A 17196-nucleotide genomic window follows, 5' to 3' on the forward strand; every position below is an offset into this window, starting at 1 on the left:
GCTTCCCGGACCTGATCGAACTCGATGACCGACTTCACCAGCCTCGGCCTCGCCGCGCCCATCCTGCGCGCGCTGGAGGAAGAGGGCTACACGACGCCCACGCCGATCCAGGCGCAGGCGATCCCCTCCGCGCTCGAGGGCCGCGACGTGCTGGGCATCGCCCAGACCGGCACCGGCAAGACCGCCGCCTTCTCGCTGCCGCTGCTGCACCGCCTGGCCGCCGACAAGCGCCGCGCCCAGCCCACCGGCTGCCGCGCGCTGATCCTGTCGCCGACGCGCGAGCTCGCCTCGCAGATCCACGACAGCATCAAGAGCTACGGCCGCCACATGGGCCTGCGCACCGCGCTGATCTTCGGTGGCGTGCCGGAGAACCCGCAGAAGCGCGCGCTGGCCAACGGCGTCGACATCATCGTCGCCACGCCGGGCCGGCTGCTCGACCATATCGGCACGCGCCACTGCCGCCTCGATGGTCTGGAGGCCTTCATCCTGGATGAGGCCGACCAGATGCTCGACCGCGGCTTCTGGCCCGCGATCCGCCGCATCTCGGCGATGCTGCCCAAGCAGCGGCACACGATGTTCTTCTCGGCCACGATGCCGGAAGCCATCGCGTCGCTGGCCAAGGACCTGCTGCGCGAGCCCGTCAAGGTCGAGGTGACGCCGGTCGCCACCACGGCCGAGCGCGTGAACCAGCGCGCCATCCATGTCGGCCGCGACGGCAAGCGCGCCATCCTGGCCGATCTGCTGCGCAAGCCCGAGGTCGGGCGCACCCTGGTGTTCTCGCGCACCAAGCACGGCGCGGACCGCATCGTGAAGCAGCTGGAGCTCGACGGGCTGGCGGCCAACGCCATCCACGGCAACAAGAGCCAGGGCCAGCGCGAGCGCGCGCTCGACGCCTTCAAGCGCGGCACGGCGCCGATCCTGGTCGCGACCGACATCGCCGCGCGCGGCATCGACGTGTCGGGCGTGACCCACGTGATCCAGTACGACCTGCCGGAAGTGGCGGAAACCTACGTCCACCGCATCGGCCGCACCGCGCGCGCCGGCGCTTCGGGCGAAGCCATCGCGCTGGTGGCGATCGAGGACGTGCCGTTGCTGCGCGCCGTCGAGAAGCTGACGCGCCAGAGCGTGCCGGCCGAGGGCGAGATCCCGACTGGCCCGATCCCCCGCGCCCCGGCGCGCCAGGGTCGCGGCGGCGGCGGTGGCCAGCGTCAGGGCCAGGGGCAGCGTCCCGCGCAGGGGCAGCGCTCCGGCGGCGGCGGCAACGGCGGTGGCGGTCGCTCCGGCGACCCGCGCCGGCCGCAGTTCGCGGGCGACCGCAAGCCTGGCGGCGGTGCCGGCGGGCGCGGTGGGCAGGGTCGCCCCGGCGGCGACCGCGGGCCGCGCCGCGACGGCGAGAGCAAGGACATGAACTGGCGCAACGGCGACTTCCGCGACAACGCCGGCTGAACGGCGCCGGCCCCTGCGGGGGCTGGTCCGGTGATCTGAAGAGGGGCTTTCCGGGCAGCCGGGGAGCCCTTTTTTCGTGGCTGCGGACCAGAGCCAGTCTACCCAGGAGTACGGGCGCGCCGCGCAGAACCTCTGGTGGGCGTAGGCACGTCCCCCCTCCCCGCCGTCCCGGGGTTTCGCGCGCAACGGCGATCCGCTCTACACCGGCACTGCAACAGCGTTGAGCCGACGGCGCCATGTCCCCCGTGATCCCGCCCGAGATCGTGTGCGCCGCCGACTACGAGCGCGCGGCCGAGGCGCGGCTGGACCGGCACAGCTGGGACTACCTGGCCGGCGGCGCGGGCGAGGAATGGACGCTGCGCGAGAACCGCGCCGCCTTCGCGCGGCTCCGGCTGCGCGCGCGGGTGCTGCGTGACCTCGGCGGCGCCAACACGCGCAGCGCGATCCTGGGACAGGCACTGGAACACCCGATCCTGCTGGCGCCGGTGGCGCTGCAACGGCTGGCGCATCCGGAAGGCGAGCTCGCCACGGCGCTGGGCGCGGCGGCGACGGGCACGGGCATGGTGGTCAGCACCCAGGCCAGCCAGCCGATCGAGGCCATCGCCGCGCGGGCGCGGGTGGACGGCGCGGCGGCGCCTCTGTGGTTCCAGCTCTACCTGCAGCACGACCGAGACTTCACCGCGGCGCTGCTCGGCCGCGCAGAGGCGGCGGGCTACGGGGCGGTGGTGCTGACGGTGGACGCGCCGGTCACGCTGCGCGACCGCGAAGCGCGCGGCGGCTTCCGCCTGCCCGAGGGCTTGGTGGCGGTGAACCTCGCGGGGTTGCCGCCGGCGCCCGCGAACCGCGCCACGCCGGCCGAGAGCCCGGTGTTCCGGGGGCTGCTCGACGCCGCGCCGCGCTGGAGCGACCTCGCCTGGCTGCGGGCGCACACGCGGCTGCCGATCCTGCTCAAGGGCATCACCGACCCGGATGACGCGGCGGAGGCGGTGGCGCTCGGCGCCGACGGCATCATCGTGAGCAATCACGGCGGCCGAACGCTGGACGGGATGCCGGCGGCGATCGACCTCCTCCCCGCCGTGGCGGCACGCGTGGCCGGGCGTGTGCCGGTGCTCCTGGACGGCGGCGTGCGCCGCGGCACCGACGTGCTGAAGGCCCTGGCGCTGGGCGCCTCGGCGGTGCTGGTCGGGCGGCCACAGGTGCACGCGCTGGCGGTGGGCGGTGCGGTGGGCGTGGCGCACCTGGTGAAGATCCTGCGCACGGAGCTGGAAGCGGCGATGGCGCTCTGCGGCTGCCGCGACCTCGCGGCCGTGACGCGCGCCGTGCTGTGGGAGGACGGGGCGGGCTGAGCACCGTTCCGCCGCCCTGCCGGCTTGACCGGAAGGCAGGCACGAGGCGCCATGGCCGCTTCACGCACGGGAGGAACGCCGCCGATGTCCGAGTCACGGAACGAACTGCCGACCGGACCCGCCGCGCGGCGCGAGGCGCTGGACGCGCGCTACGGCGGCACGATCCCTGCGGGCGACGGGCCGTGGAACGAGACGCTGGCGGTGCTGCTGCGCCACCGCTCCGTGCGTGCCTACGACCCCACGCCGCTGCCGGCCGGCACGCTGGAGATGCTGGTGGCGGCGGCGCAGTCGGCGGCGACGTCGTCGAACATGCAGGCCTGGTCGGTGGTGGCGGTGACCGACCCGTCGGACCGCGCGGTGCTGGCCGAGGTCGCTTCCGGGCAGCGGCACATCGAGGAGTGCCCGCTCTTCCTGGTGTTCGTGGCGGACCTGTCGCGCCACGCGCGGATCGCCGAAGCGGAAGGGGCGGTGCTGGAAGGGCTGCCCTTCACGGAAACCTTCCTGGTGGCGGCGATGGACGCGGCCTTCGCGGCGCAGAACGCCGTGGTCGCGGCGGAAAGCCTGGGGCTGTCCACCGTGTATATCGGCGCGTTGCGCAACGATGTGGAGCGCGTGGCGGCGCTGCTGCAACTGCCGCCCGGCAGCGCCGCGGTGTTCGGCCTCTGCGTCGGCACCGAGGCCGCGCGCAGCAATGCCGGCGTGAAGCCGCGCCTGCCGCAGGCGGCCGTGCTGCACCGCGGGCACTACGCCCCCGCGGCCGACATGGCGGCGCTGCCCGGCTACGACGCGGCGCTGGAGCGTTTCAGCGGTGCGCAGGAGCGGCGCGCCTATACTTGGACGCAGCGCGTGCTGACGCGGCTGGGCACGCTGCGGTCGCTGGCCGGGCGCGACGGGCTGCGCGCGGCGCTGGAGCGGCTCGGCCTGCCGCTGCGCTGAGGCAATAGGCCGCGAGCCGCCAGGTCACTCCACCAGCCGGCGGAACAGGTGCCAGGTGGCGTGGCCGAGCACCGGCAGCACGATCGCCAGCCCCACGAAGAAGGGCAGGCTGCCGAGCAGCAGCAGGAAGCCGACGATCGCGCCCCAGAGCAGCATCGGGCCGGGGTTGGTGGCGAGCGCGCGGATCGAGGTGCGCATCGCCGTCGCCATGCTGACCGGACGGTCGAGCAGCAGCGGGAAGGACACCACCGTCAGCGCCAGCACCACCAGCGCGAAGAGGGCGCCGGCGAGGTTGCCCAGCACCACGAGGCGCCATCCCTCGTCGGTGGTGAAGAGCTGCCGGGCGAACTGCGCCGCCGAGGCCGGCGCCTGCTCGCCCAGGGTCTGCGCGTAGATCCACCGCGCCGCGCCGATCCAGGCCACGAAGATCGCCAGCAGAACGACTCCCAGCGCCAGGATCGAGCCCAGCGAGGGCGAGCGCAGGATGTCGAAGGCATTGAGCCAGGACACCTCCAGGCCCTGCTCCCGCCGGCGGCTCATCTCGTAGATCCCCAGCGCGGCGAGCGGGCCGACCAGCGCGAAGCCGGACACCAGCGGCCAGACCAGCGGCAGCAGGTCGCGGCCCGAGCCGCTCAGCGCCCCCACCACCGCGATCACGGGATAGATCACCGACAGGAAGATCACCGGGGTGGGGTTGGCCAGGAAGTCCTCCCACCCGGCGCGCAGGGCGGCGCCGACATCGCCGGCGCCGATGCGTCGGACCATGGGGAGGTCGTCGGTGGCGAGGGTGGTGACCGTGGTGGTGCGAACCATTCTGGGCCTCCTCCGGCGGCGCCTCGCCGCCGCTTGGCTGCGGGGACGATCACCGGGCGGAGGCCGGGCCAGTGTCATGGCCTCCGATGCCGGGCCGTTCGCGTCGCGCCAGGATGCGCTTCCCGGGCGGGATTTGCGACGTTAATCGGCGGGCAGGCCCGGGACGCCGTTCCGGCCGTGCCACCGCTCCGGTCCCGTTCCGCCGAGCCACCCCGCCACGGCGTGCTCCGGAGACGGGCTCAGCTCCGCCCGCGCCGTGTGGGCGAGGTCGCCGCGGCAGCGGGTGCCGCCGCGGTTTCGCACCGTGACCTGACCGGATCCGTCGGGCGGTGCTGCCGTCAGGCTCAGTCGCCGAAAACGTCCTTCCAGGCCGACATCAGCGCCGCGTCGGCCTCTTCCATCGTGGCCAGGATGCCGAGGTCGTGGAGGCTGGTGACGCCGTGCTCGCTGATGCCGCAGGGCACGATGCCGCCGAAGTGGCCGAGGTCCGGATCGACGTTCAGCGCGATGCCGTGCCAGCTCACCCAGCGGGTCACGCGCACGCCGATCGCGCCGATCTTGCTTTCGCCGCCGGTCTTCGGGTCGGCCACCCAGATGCCGACGCGGCCTTCGCGCCGCTCGCCACGCAGGTTGAAGCGGTCCAGCGCGCGGATCATCCACTCCTCGAGGCCGTGGACGAAGGCGCGCACGTCGCGCGCCGCCACCGTGCCATGCGGCCGAGTCAGGTCCAGCATGACGTAGGCGGTGCGCTGGCCTGGGCCATGGTAGGTCCACTGCCCGCCACGCCCGGCCTTGAAGGTCGGGAATCGCTCGTCACGCAGGTCCTCCGGCCGCGCCGAGGTGCCGGCGGTGTAGGTCGGCGGATGTTCCACCAGCCATACGGCCTCGGCCGCCGTGCCGGCGCGGATCGCGCTCGCGCGCGCTTCCATGGCGGCCAGGCTGCTGTCGTAGGGCGTGTAGCCTTCCAGCACCTGCCACTGGATTGGGGGCACGAGCAGGGCGTCGCCCGCCGGCGGGGTGCCGGGGGCCGAAAGCGTGAGATCGGCGTCCCCAGGATTCAGCGGGGGGGCCGTTGCGGGTTCCGTGGTCATCGGTTATAGGCGCCTCGTCTGCACGCGGTCGTGGCGGAATGGTAGACGCGCCAGCTTGAGGTGCTGGTGGGGGAAACCCCGTGGAAGTTCGAATCTTCTCGACCGCACCAGATTTTCTTCTCCTAGCCTCCCTCGCCCCGACACTCTCCCGCTGATAGGACAGGCCGCGACATCGCGCCGCGTTGGTCCGGAGAGAGAATGATGGACGAGGATTTCCGCAAAGCCGCGCTCGATTACCACCGGCTGCCCCGTCCCGGGAAGCTGAGCATCGAGCCCACCAAGCGCATGGCAAGCCAGCGTGACTTGGCCCTTGCCTATTCGCCCGGTGTGGCGGCGGCCTGCGAGGAAATCGCGGCCAACCCCGACACCGCCTACGACTACACCACCCGCGGCAACATGGTGGCCGTGATCACCAACGGCACCGCCGTGCTGGGCCTGGGTGCCATCGGCGCGCTGGCCTCGAAGCCGGTGATGGAAGGCAAGGCGGTCCTCTTCAAGAAGTTCGCCGGCATCGACAGCGTCGATATCGAGATCGAAGAGCGCGACCCGCAGAAGTTCATCGAGGCAGTCGCGGTGATGGAGCCCTCCTTCGGCGCCATCAACCTCGAGGACATCAAGGCGCCCGAGTGCTTCGAGATCGAGCGCACGCTGCGCGAGCGCATGAAGATCCCGGTCTTCCACGACGACCAGCACGGCACCGCGATCATCGTGGCGGCCGCGGTGCGCAACGGGCTGGTGATGCAGGGCAAGGACATCGCCCAGGCCAAGATCGTCACCTCGGGCGCGGGTGCCGCGGCACTGGCCTGCCTCGATCTGCTGGTGGCGATGGGTGCCAACCGCGACAACATCACCGTCTGCGACATCGAGGGCGTGGTCTACGAGGGCCGCACCACCCTGATGGACCCCTACAAGTCGCGCTACGCCCGGCAGACCAATGCCCGCAAGCTGCCCGACGTGCTGGGCGGCGCGGACGTGTTCCTGGGCCTGTCGGCACCGCGCGTGCTCAAGGCCGAATGGCTGCCGAGCATGGGCGACAAGCCGCTGATCCTGGCGCTGGCCAACCCCGAGCCGGAGATCCTGCCCGAGGCGGCCAAGGCGGCGCGGCCGGACGCGATCGTGGCCACGGGGCGCTCGGACTACCCGAACCAGGTCAACAACGTCCTGTGCTTCCCCTTCATCTTCCGCGGTGCGCTCGATTGCGGCGCCACCACGATCAACGAGGAAATGAAGGTCGCGGCGGTGGAGGCGATCGCCCGCCTGGCGCGTGCCGAGGCGTCCGAGGTGGTGGCCGCGGCCTATGGCGGCCACGCGCCGGTGTTCGGGCCGGAATACATCATCCCCAAGCCCTTCGACCCGCGCCTGATCCTGGAGATCGCGCCCGCCGTGGCCAAGGCCGCGATGGACAGCGGCGTGGCGACGCGCCCGATCGCCGACATGGCGGACTACAAGCGCGAGCTGGAGCGCCACGTCTTCCGCTCGGGCGACCTGATGCGGCCCGTGTTCGAATCCGCGCGCCAGGCGCCCAAGCGCGTGGCCTATGCCGAGGGCGAGGACGACCGCACCCTGCGCGCCGTGCAGACGGTGCTCGACGAGGGCATCGCCGAGCCGGTGCTGATCGGCCGGCGCGAGGTGATCGCCGCGCGGATCAAGGCCATGGGCCTGCGCATGGACATCGACCAGAGCGTGCGCATCATGGACCCGACCTCGCAGGCCGATGCCGCGGTGTTCGGCCCGCTGGGTGAGCTTTACGCCCGCAAGGTCGGCCGGCGCGGCATCCCGCCCGAGGCGGCGGCGCTGAACCTGCGCACCCGGCCCACCGTGGCGGCCTCGCTGCTGCTCGAGGACGGGCAGGTCGATGCCGCGATCGTGGGCGGCAACGGCGAGTGGATGCGCCACTGGCACCAGGTCAACGACATCATCGGCAAGCGCGAGGATGTCGGCCGCGCCTACGCGCTGACCGGCGTGATCACCCAGGCCGGCACCACCTTCTTCGTGGACACCCACCTGCTGGTGGACCCCGACGAGGCACAGGTGGCGGAGATGACGCTGCTGGCGGCCGCCCAGGTGCGCGCCTTCGGGCGGCAGCCCCGCGCGGCGCTGCTGTCGCACTCCTCCTTCGGGGCCTCGCAGGCGCCGTCCGCCAAGAAGATGCGCGCCGCGCTGAAGCTGATCCGCGAGGCCGACCCGGAACTGGCCGTGGACGGCGAGATGCAGGCCGACGCGGCGCTGATCCAGGCGGTGCGCGACCGCGTGGTGGCCGACAGCCGCTTCTCGGGCAACGCCAACCTCCTGGTCTTCCCGAACCTGGATGCCGCCAACATCGCCTACAACCTGTTGAAGGCGGCGGCGGACGGGCTGCAGGTCGGGCCGATGCTGCTGGGCATGCGCAAGCCGGTACACGTGCTGGTGCCCTCGGTCACCGCGCGCGGCATCGTCAACCTGACGGCGCTGGTGGTGGCCAAGGAGATCGCGATGCAGGACGGGGTGTAAGCCTCGCCCGGGGGCCGGGTCCGGAACGGGTCCGCCAAGGGCCCTGCCCCGCTCGTCCCCCTCGCCTCGGCTCCTGCCGAGTCGCGCCCTCCCGGCCAGGGGCAAGTGCCGGGTTTGGGCGCGGAAATGGCCCGGTTTTTCCCTGGTTGCGCGTTTGTGGTTGCTCCTGCCACGCTTCTGCCGCGCCCTCGCTGGAAGGTCATGGCGCCGCGGGCTGACAGGCCTGTGACATCGTGGCAATCCTTCCAACCATCGCAACCAGGAGTAAGCGCCGCGTGACCAAGCCCCTTCGCAAGGCCGTGCTGCCCGTAGCGGGCCTCGGCACACGCTTCCTGCCCGCCACCAAGGCGTTGGCCAAGGAAATGCTGCCGGTAGTGGACAAGCCGCTGATCCAGTACGCGGTCGAGGAAGCCCGCGCCGCCGGCATCGAGCAGTTCTGCTTCGTGACCGGCCGCGGCAAGACCGCGATCGTCGAGCACTTCGACGTGGCCTACGAGTTGGAGCGCACCCTCGAGGAACGCTCCAAGACCGACCTCCTGGCCTCGCTGCGCACGCAGGCGCTGCCGCCGGGCTCGATCACCACGGTGCGCCAGCAGGTGCCGATGGGCCTGGGCCACGCCATCTGGTGCGCCCGCGCCTTCGTGGGCGACGACCCCTTCGCGATCCTGCTGCCCGACGACCTGATGATGTGCGAGACGCCCTGCACCCAGCAGCTCGCCCAGGCCTATCGCGAGACCGGCGGCAACGTGGTGGCCATCGAGGAAGTGCCGATGGCGCGCGTGAAGAACTACGGCGTGCTCGACGTGGCCGAGGACAAGGGCCAGCTGGTCTCCGTCAAGGGCCTGGTGGAGAAGCCGCTTCCGGAGTTCGCGCCCTCGAACCTGACCATCATCGGCCGCTACGTGCTGATGCCCGAGGTCATCCCCTACCTGTCGCGCATGGAGCGTGGCGCGGGCGGCGAGGTCCAGCTGACCGACGCCATGGCCAAGCTGATCGGCCACCAGCCCTTCCACGGGCTGCGCTACGAAGGCCGGCGCTTCGACTGCGGCGACAAGGGCGGCTACCTCGAAGCTCAGATCGCTTTCGCACTGAAGCGTGCTGATCTTGGTCCCATCGTGCGCGAGTTCCTGCCAAAGTACCTCTGAGAAACCACGGAAAGACCCAAGCTTTGCGGATCGCGATGATCGGGGCCGGCTATGTCGGCCTCGTTTCCGGTGCCTGTTTCGCCGAGTTCGGCGTGGACGTTCACGTCGTGGACAACGACGCCGACAAGGTGGCGGCGCTGCGTGACGGACGGATCCCCATCTACGAGCCGGGGCTGGACCGGCTGGTGGAGGACAACGTCCGGGACGGTCGCCTGCATTTCACCACCAGCCTGCACGAGGCGGTCCGCGGTGCCGACGCGGTGTTCCTGGCGGTGGGCACGCCCACCCGCCGCGGCGACGGCCACGCGGACCTGAGCTACGTTTACGCCGCGGCCGAGCAGGTCGCGCGCGCGGCCGAGGGGCCGCTGGTGCTGGTCACCAAGTCTACCGTGCCGGTGGGCACCGGGCGGGAGGTGCAGCGCATCGTGCGCGAGGCGCGGCCCGAGCTCGACATCCAGGTGGCCTCGAACCCTGAGTTCCTGCGCGAGGGCAGCGCCATCGGCGACTTCATGCGGCCGGACCGCGTGGTGATCGGCGTCGAGGATGCCCGCGCCGAGGCGGTGCTGCGCCGCCTGTATCGCCCGCTGAACCTGATCGAGACCCCGATCGTGGCCACGGGCATCGAGACGGCGGAGCTGACCAAGTACGCCGCCAATGCCTTCCTGGCGGTGAAGATTTCCTTCATCAACCAGATCGCCGACCTGTGCGAGCGGGTGGGCGCCGACGTCCACGACGTGAGCAAGGGCATGGGGCTGGACGGGCGCATCGGGCGCAAGTTCCTCCACCCCGGCCCGGGCTTCGGCGGCTCCTGCTTCCCCAAGGACACGCTGGCGCTGTCGCGCACCGCCGAGCAGCACGGCGCGCCCATGTCGATCGTGGACGCGACCGTGCGCTACAACGACGACCGCAAGCTGGTGATGGCCGAGCGCGTCATCGCGGCGCTGGGCGGCAACGCCGTGGGCAAGGTGGTGGCGGTGCTGGGCCTGACCTTCAAGCCCGAGACCGACGACATGCGCGAGGCGGCCTCGCTGGCCGTGGTGCCGCGCCTGGTGGAGGCCGGGGCCACGGTGCGCGCCTTCGACCCGCAAGGGTCGGGCCACGCGCGGCAGATGATGCCTGCCGGCGTCGAGTTCCCCGACAGCGCCATGGCGGCGGTGCGCGGCGCCGACGCGGTGGTGCTGCTGACCGAGTGGAACGAGTTCCGCGCCATTCCGCCTGAGAAGCTGCGCGACGCGATGCGCGGCGACGCCGTGCTCGACCTCCGCAATGCCTGGGAGCCGGCGGCGATGCGCCAGGCCGGGCTTCGCTACCAATCCATTGGACGACCCTGAGGAAACGACCCGTGAGCTTCCAGCACCGCTTCGATCCCACCAGCCTGCGCGAGTACGACATCCGCGGCATCGTGGGCAAAACCCTCTCGGGCGACGATGCCTTCGCGATCGGCCGCTGCTTCGGCACGATCGTGAAGCGCGACGGCGGCAACAAGGTCGCGGTCGGCTATGACGGCCGCCTGTCTTCCCCGATGCTGGAGGAACGGCTGGTGGCCGGCCTCGTGGCCTGCGGGCTGCAGGTCGTGCGCGTGGGCTGCGGCCCGACGCCGATGCTGTACTACGCGGCCTATGAGCTGAAGTGCGACGGCGGCGTGATGGTGACCGGCAGCCACAACCCGCCGGACTACAACGGCTTCAAGATGGTGCTGCGCAACAAGCCCTTCTTCGGCGCGCAGATCCAGACGATCGGCTCCATGGCCGCCGCGGGCGACGTGGTGGACGAGGCGCAGGGCTCCTCCGCCGAGGAAGACGTGAGCGACCGCTACGTCGCGCGCATGGTCAAGGACTACGACGGCGGCGAGCGCCAGCTGAACGTGGTGTGGGACCCGGGCAACGGTTCGGGCGGAGCGGTCACCGAGAAGCTGGTCAAGGCGCTGCCGGGCAAGCACACCGTGATCAACGCCGAGATCGACGGCCGCTTCCCCAACCACCATCCCGACCCGACGGTGCTGAAGAACCTCGAGCAGATCATCGCCGAGGTCCGGAAGCAGGGCGCGGACCTGGGCATCGCCTTCGACGGCGACGCGGACCGCATCGGCGTGGTGGACAACGAGGGACACATGTTCTTCGGCGACCAGCTGCTGGTGGTGCTGGCGCGCGACGTGCTGAAGAACAAGCCGGGTGCCACGATCATCGCCGACGTGAAGGCCTCGCAGGTCCTGTTCGACGAGATCGAGAAGGCCGGGGGCAAGCCGCTGATGTGGAAGACCGGCCACTCGCTGATTAAGCAGAAGATGGCCGAGACCGGTTCGCCGCTGGCGGGCGAGATGTCGGGCCATACCTTCTTCGCCGACAAGTGGTACGGCTTCGACGACGCCCCCTACTCCGCGGTGCGCCTGCTGGGGATCGTGGCCCGCATGACCGAGAAGATGTCGGACGTGCGCCAGGCGCTGCCGCAGGTGATCAACACGCCGGAGCTGCGCTTCAACTGCCCGGAGGAGCGCAAGTTCGCCGTGGTGGACGAGGTCAAGCAGCGCCTCGCCTCGTCGGGTGCCAAGGTGCAGGACGTGGACGGCGTTCGCGTGCAGACGGAAGACGGCTGGTGGCTGCTGCGCGCTTCCAACACCCAGGCGGTGCTGGTGGCCCGTGCCGAGGCGCGCGACGAGGCCGGGCTGGAGCGGCTGAAGGCCAGCTTGAGCGAGCAGCTCCAGGCCTCCGGCCTCGCCGCGCCGGACTTCTCGGGCGAGAACGCGGGGCACTGAAGCCCCAGCGACATCGTCGCGGCACGCGGGTGTGCCGCGGCGGTGGCCGGGTGTGAGGCCCGGCCGCCAGGGCTCGCGAGCCCTGCCCCGCCGCGCGCGGAACGGGGCTTCCGCCGATGATCCAGGCAGCAGGACCCGGGCGGCTTCCAGCAGGTCGTGGCCCGGGAACCCTGCGGCAGAACCCGTTCAAGCGAGTGGTGGCCTTTGGCGGTGATGAAAGACCTCGAGATCTGGGGCGGGGTCGAATGCACGGTGGTGCGCCTCGGGGACGAGCGGCGCGACCAGCTGCGCGAAACCGGGCATCATGACCGCGACGGTGACCTCTCGCTGATCGCGGCGCTGGGCGTGCGGAAAATGCGCTACCCCGTGCTTTGGGAGCGCGTGGCCCCCGACGATCCGGCGCGTTGCGACTGGCGCTGGTCGGACGCGCGGATGGCCAGGCTTGGGGAGTTGGGGATCGACCCGGTCGTCGGGCTGGTGCACCACGGCGCCGGCCCCGGCTACACCAGCCTGATCGACCCCCTCTTTCCCGAGAAGCTGGCGGATTACGCCGGGCGGGTGGCGGCGCGCTATCCCCATCTGCGAGACTGGACGCCGGTGAACGAGCCGCTGACCACGGCCCGGTTTTCCGGCCTCTACGGCGTCTGGCACCCGCACGGGAAGGATGAGCGGAGCTTCCTCCACGCGCTGTTCAACCAGTGCCGCGGCGTCGCGCTGGCGATGCGGGCGATCCGCGCCGTGCGGCCGGATGCCCGGCTGGTGCAGACCGAGGATCTCGGCCGTATTTTCTCGACCGCCCCGATGGCCAGGCGCGCGGCCTACGAGAACGAGCGGCGGTGGCTCAGCTTCGACCTCCTCTGCGGCCGCGTCCGGGAAGGTCACCCCTGGCATGCCCCGATGCTCGCCGCCGGGATCGACGCGGCGGCGCTGCGCGCGCTGGCCGAGGAGCCCTGCCCGCCCGACATTATCGGCATCAACCACTACGTCACCAGCGACCGCTTCCTCGATCATCGGCACGAGCTCTATCCGGACCGCGCCCCGCTCACGCTCGACGGGCAGCGCTACGCCGATATCGAGGCCGTCCGCATCGACCTGCCCGAGGGCTCCATCGGCTTCGAGGCGCGGCTGCGCGAGGCCTGGGACCGCTACGGCCTGCCGCTGGCAGTCACCGAGGCCTACCTGTCCTGCGCCGATGAGGATGAGAGCCGCCGCTGGCTCGTGGAGGTCTGGGAAGCGGCCGGGCGCCTGCGCCGCGACGGCGTGGACATCCGCGCCGTGACCGCCTGGGCGATGTTCGGCGCCGTGGACTGGCAGTCCCTCCTGTCCAAGCGCGAGGGTGCCTACGACGCGGGGGCGTTCGACATACGCTCCGATCCGCCCCGCCCGACCGCCGTGGCGGAGGCGGTCCGGGCGATCGCGACGGAGGGGCGAGACGGCCACCCGGCGATGGCGCTGCCGGGATGGTGGCGCCGGCCGGACCGCTTCCTGCACGGCTCGGGCATCAGCTAGGCCGTACCGGGCGGGGGGCCGTGCCGCCCGGAACACGACCGCACCCGGCGCGGCGACCAGGCAGTCCCGCCGAACCCTGTGGACGATGCGGCTTGCGGATCGCCCGCCACCGGGGATCAATCTGGCCCGGAACCGGCCCGGTCCGGATCTGCCTGAGCCGGATCTGCCTGAGCCGGACCGGGCCCGCGCCGGACCCAGGCTGACACCAGGCTTCGCGACACACGCCCACGCGCAAGGATGAACACACGATGCTGCAGCGGCCACCGGCCGAGCCGGGGATGCGGGAAGACGAGGTCGACACCCCTGCCCTGATCCTCGATCTCGACGCCTTCGAGGTGAACCTCGATGCCATGGCGGCACGCCTGGCCCCGACCGGGGCGAAGCTGCGCGCGCACGCGAAGACCCACAAGTCGCCGGTGATCGCCGGGCTGCAGCGCCGGCGCGGCGCGGTGGGGCAGTGCGTGCAGAAGGTGGGCGAGGCGGAGATCCTGGCCTGGGGCGGGGTGGACGACATCCTGGTCAGCAACGAGGTGGTCTCACCCCTCAAGCTGCGCCGCCTCGCTGCCCTCAACGCCCTGGCGCGGGTGCAGGTTTGCTGCGACGCGCCCGAGGCCGTGCCGCTGCTGGAGGAGGCCGCGGCCGCGGCCGGCCATCGCCTGGGCGTGCTGGTGGAGATCGACGTCGGGGCGGGCCGCTGCGGCGTGGCGCCGGGACCGGAGGCCGTGGCGCTGGCGGAGCGCATCGCCGCCTCGCCGCATCTGCGCTTCGGTGGGCTGCAGGCCTATCACGGCGGCGCCCAGCACCGCCGCCGCCCGGAGGAGCGCCGGGCGGCGATCGGCGGGGCCGCCGAGGCGGTGCGGCGGACGCTGGAACAGTTGCGGCAGCGCGGCCTCGACTGCCCGATCGTGGGCGGCGCCGGCACCGGAACCTTTGAACTGGAACTCGAGACCGGGCTCTGGACCGAGATCCAAGCCGGCTCCTACGTCTTCATGGACGCCGACTACGGGCGCAACGAGGAGGCGCCGGGTTTCCGGCAGTCACTCTTCGTCTTGTCGCAGGTGATGAGCGCGCCGCGGGGCACCGGGCGCGCGGTGCTGGATGCCGGGCACAAGGCCCTGCCCACCGACAGCGGGCTGCCGCTGGTCTGGGGGCGGCCGGGGCTGCGCTACGTGGGGGCCACCGACGAGCACGGCGCCCTGGCGGTCGAGGACGCGGCGGTACCGGCGCTCGGGGAAAAGATGCGGCTGGTGCCGGGCCACTGCGACCCGACGGTGGATCGCTACGACTGGTATGTCGGCGTGCGCGGCGGGCGGGTGGAGTGCCTCTGGCCGGTTGCGGCACGCGGCGCCATGGCCTGAGGAATGGAGGCCTGAAGAACGGACCGCACCCTCGGGTGCGGCCGGTCTGACGGATCCCCGCCGCGCCGGGCCGGGTCCGCAGTGACGTCGGGCAACCGGCCCGGAGCGCGTCCGGGCGCGGTCAGGCTCTCAGCGGCGGCCGGTCGGGTGGCGAAGAACGCCACCCTGCTTGCCGCCCGGTGCGGCGACGGGCGTCGGGCGGGCCGCGGCGGGCCGCGCCGGCGCCGCGGCGGCCCGGACGGCGGCGCGCGCCTGGCGGTTCTCGGCGGCCTTGGCCGAGGCACGGCGGGCGGCCTGCTGGGTCACGCGAATAAAGGAGCCGCCATCCCCCTGCTCGAGCTGGCGGCTGCCACGCAGCGGACGGACCTGCGCCGCCGCGCGGACCAGCTTCGCCGGTGCCTCGCGCACAGGCGCGGCACGGGCCACGAGGGCGGCACGCGCGGCGCGGCGTGCGGCCCGGCCCGGCGTCGCGGCCTCGGCGCGGCCGGTGATCAGGCGGCCGAGGCCGGCAGTGGCGGACACGAGCACGGGCGAAGGCTGCGAGGGCTCGACGCCCATCTGGCTGAAGCCCTGGTCCAGCAGGGCCGCGGCGTGGCGGTCGCGCTCGCTCCAGGTCGAGGCCCCGAACACCACGGCCACCAGGCGCTGGCCCTGGCGCTGCGCCGAGGTGACGATGTTGAAGCCGGAGGCGGAGATGAAGCCGGTCTTGATGCCGTCCACGCCGTCATAGGTGCCCACCATATGGTTGTGGGAACGGATGCGGCGGCCACCGAAGTTGAACTGCTGGGTGGAGAAGTAGTGGTAGCGGTCGGGGAAGTCGATGTAGAGGCGCCGCCCCAGCGTGGCCATGTCGCGGGCGGTGCTGAACTGATCCGGGTCGGGCAGGCCGTTGGGATTGCGGAAGGTGGTGTTCACCATCCCGATCGAGCGCGCCTTCTGGGTCATCAGCTGGGCGAAGTGATAGGCGTCGCCGCCCAGCGATTCACCGATCATGTAGGCCACGTCGTTGGCCGACAGGGTGACCAGGGCGAGGATCGCCTGTTCCGCCGTGATCGAGGTGCCCGGCGGGATGCCCAGCTTGGAAGGCTGCTGCGAGGCGGCGTCGGCACTCATGACCATGCGGCTGTCCAGGGTCATGCGCCCGTCGCGCAGCGCCTCGAACAGCAGGTAGAGGGTCATCATCTTGGTGAGCGAGGCCGGGTAGCGGAGCTCGTCAGGATTGGCGGCCTCCAGGATGTTGCCGCTCCGGGCGTCGATCACGATCGAGGCGTAGCGTGCCGAGCCGACCTGGGCCCGCGCCGACGTGGTGCCGAGCGCAGCCATGGCCATCAGGACGCAGGCGGCGATCCCCGAGCGGCGCCACGCCCTCGAACCTTCTCTCATACCTTCAGCTTCCCCTATCGGACCGTAGTCCACCCCATCGGATTCGCCCCCCAGCGAAAACCGATGCCGGACAGTAGTTTGTGCGGCTGGTGCCTGTCCACGCCGGGATCGTGTCGCGAGCGATTTTCCCAGCCGTTACGGTTTGTCACATTCTGAGGAACGGTACGAAAGATACTTAGGTCTTTTTAATGTTGCGGTGCAAAAAAACATGTGGAAACCATAATGATCTTCCGGCAGAAGGCTTTTGCTGCGGCGCAGCAAAACGCACCGCCGTGTGCTTAGGGAGTTTTCGGAACATGGCAGCTGAACAGAAGGTCGCCCGTCTCGCGACCGAGTCCAACACGACGCAGGCCACTGCCCAGGCCACCGACACCGCGCGCGAAACCCTGCAGGCTGGCGCCAGCCAGGCTGCCAAGGCGAGCGAAGGCGTCCTGCGCTCCGCCGAGGATGCCATGGAGTTCGGCCGCGGCAACCTCGAGGCCATCACCCAGGCCGCGCAGACCTACTTCGCCGGTGCGCAGGACCTCGGTCGTCAGACCCTGGCCCTGATGCAGCAGCTCCAGGAGGAGGCGATGCAGAACGCCCGCAGCCTGGCCACCGTGCGCAGCATCAAGGATGCGACCGAGATGCAGACCTCCTTCGGTCGCCAGACCATGGAGAAGCTGCTGAGCGAGACCAGCCGCCTCCAGGAGGCCAGCTTCCGCCTGGCCGAGCAGAGCACGGCGCCGATCGCGCAGCGCATGACCCTGGCGATGGAGCGCATGTCGCGCACCAGCCCCAGCGCCTGAGCATCGCACCCCGCCGATGACCGCAGGAGCCGGGACGGATCGCCGTCCCGGCTCCTTGCATTTTCAGCGGTCGCGCGCCAACTCCGACCCCGGCGCCAGCGAAGGCAGTCCGCCGCTGCTCACCCCAAAGCGACTGCGG

At 71.6% G+C, this 17196-nt stretch carries 13 protein-coding genes and 1 tRNA gene; 11 read left to right on the plus strand and 3 right to left on the minus strand.

From position 1 onward, the window contains the following. The first annotated feature begins 24 nt into the window (after positions 1-24). The 3 genes from ACFFGY_RS12395 (at position 25) to ACFFGY_RS12405 (ending at position 3728) form a co-directional block, all read left to right on the plus strand. Entirely contained in the window at positions 25-1446 is a 1422-nt protein-coding gene (locus ACFFGY_RS12395) for a DEAD/DEAH box helicase (RefSeq protein ID WP_377044808.1), read from the plus strand. Positions 1447-1682: 236 nt separating this feature from the next. Beyond that, the gene (locus ACFFGY_RS12400) at positions 1683-2792 is read left to right on the plus strand and encodes an alpha-hydroxy acid oxidase (protein WP_377044809.1); all 1110 of its coding nucleotides are present in this window, start codon (positions 1683-1685) and stop codon (positions 2790-2792) included. An 84-nt stretch (positions 2793-2876) separates the two neighbouring features. After that, positions 2877-3728: a nitroreductase family protein gene (locus tag ACFFGY_RS12405; protein ID WP_377044810.1), complete on the plus strand. Its 852-nt coding sequence runs from the start codon at positions 2877-2879 to the stop codon at positions 3726-3728. Between the two features lie 24 nt (positions 3729-3752). On the opposite strand, the gene ACFFGY_RS12410 is transcribed toward ACFFGY_RS12405, so the two are convergent. Then, a complete protein-coding gene (locus ACFFGY_RS12410; RefSeq protein WP_377044811.1) occupies positions 3753-4541 on the minus strand; it encodes a DUF2189 domain-containing protein in 789 nt (262 codons plus the stop codon). A gap of 344 nt (positions 4542-4885) precedes the next feature. After that, positions 4886-5632, minus strand: coding sequence for a lipoyl(octanoyl) transferase LipB (gene lipB / locus ACFFGY_RS12415; protein ID WP_377044812.1), 747 nt, complete (start codon positions 5630-5632; stop codon positions 4886-4888). 24 nt (positions 5633-5656) lie between these two features. Here lipB and ACFFGY_RS12420 point away from each other — a divergent pair. The 7 genes from ACFFGY_RS12420 (at position 5657) to ACFFGY_RS12450 (ending at position 14886) form a co-directional block, all read left to right on the plus strand. Then, a tRNA-Leu gene (locus tag ACFFGY_RS12420) sits at positions 5657-5742 on the plus strand. Positions 5743-5833: 91 nt separating this feature from the next. Continuing rightward, the gene (locus ACFFGY_RS12425) at positions 5834-8122 is read left to right on the plus strand and encodes an NADP-dependent malic enzyme (RefSeq protein ID WP_377045045.1); all 2289 of its coding nucleotides are present in this window, start codon (positions 5834-5836) and stop codon (positions 8120-8122) included. Positions 8123-8397: 275 nt separating this feature from the next. Beyond that, positions 8398-9267: a UTP--glucose-1-phosphate uridylyltransferase GalU gene (galU, locus tag ACFFGY_RS12430; RefSeq protein WP_377044813.1), complete on the plus strand. Its 870-nt coding sequence runs from the start codon at positions 8398-8400 to the stop codon at positions 9265-9267. A gap of 23 nt (positions 9268-9290) precedes the next feature. Beyond that, positions 9291-10598, plus strand: a complete 1308-nt coding sequence (locus ACFFGY_RS12435) for a UDP-glucose dehydrogenase family protein (protein ID WP_377044814.1) — start codon at positions 9291-9293, stop codon at positions 10596-10598. A gap of 11 nt (positions 10599-10609) precedes the next feature. Beyond that, positions 10610-12019, plus strand: coding sequence for a phosphoglucomutase/phosphomannomutase PgmG (pgmG, locus tag ACFFGY_RS12440; RefSeq protein WP_377044815.1), 1410 nt, complete (start codon positions 10610-10612; stop codon positions 12017-12019). A gap of 213 nt (positions 12020-12232) precedes the next feature. Continuing rightward, positions 12233-13528: a family 1 glycosylhydrolase gene (locus ACFFGY_RS12445; RefSeq protein ID WP_377044816.1), complete on the plus strand. Its 1296-nt coding sequence runs from the start codon at positions 12233-12235 to the stop codon at positions 13526-13528. A 248-nt stretch (positions 13529-13776) separates the two neighbouring features. Continuing rightward, positions 13777-14886 (plus strand): DSD1 family PLP-dependent enzyme, encoded by a 1110-nt coding sequence (locus tag ACFFGY_RS12450; protein WP_377044817.1) that lies wholly within the window; start codon positions 13777-13779, stop codon positions 14884-14886. A gap of 129 nt (positions 14887-15015) precedes the next feature. On the opposite strand, the gene ACFFGY_RS12455 is transcribed toward ACFFGY_RS12450, so the two are convergent. Further along, on the minus strand, positions 15016-16269 hold the full coding sequence (locus tag ACFFGY_RS12455) for a D-alanyl-D-alanine carboxypeptidase family protein (protein ID WP_377044818.1): 1254 nt from the start codon (positions 16267-16269) through the stop codon (positions 15016-15018). 296 nt (positions 16270-16565) lie between these two features. Between ACFFGY_RS12455 and ACFFGY_RS12460 the strand changes: the two genes are divergently transcribed. Beyond that, positions 16566-17057 carry a phasin family protein gene (locus ACFFGY_RS12460; RefSeq protein WP_377044819.1) on the plus strand — a complete coding sequence of 164 codons (492 nt, stop codon included), beginning with the start codon at positions 16566-16568 and terminating at the stop codon, positions 17055-17057. Positions 17058-17196 lie beyond the last annotated feature (139 nt).

The organism is Roseomonas elaeocarpi, assembly GCF_042433915.1.
Classification (GTDB): domain Bacteria; phylum Pseudomonadota; class Alphaproteobacteria; order Acetobacterales; family Acetobacteraceae; genus Roseomonas; species Roseomonas elaeocarpi.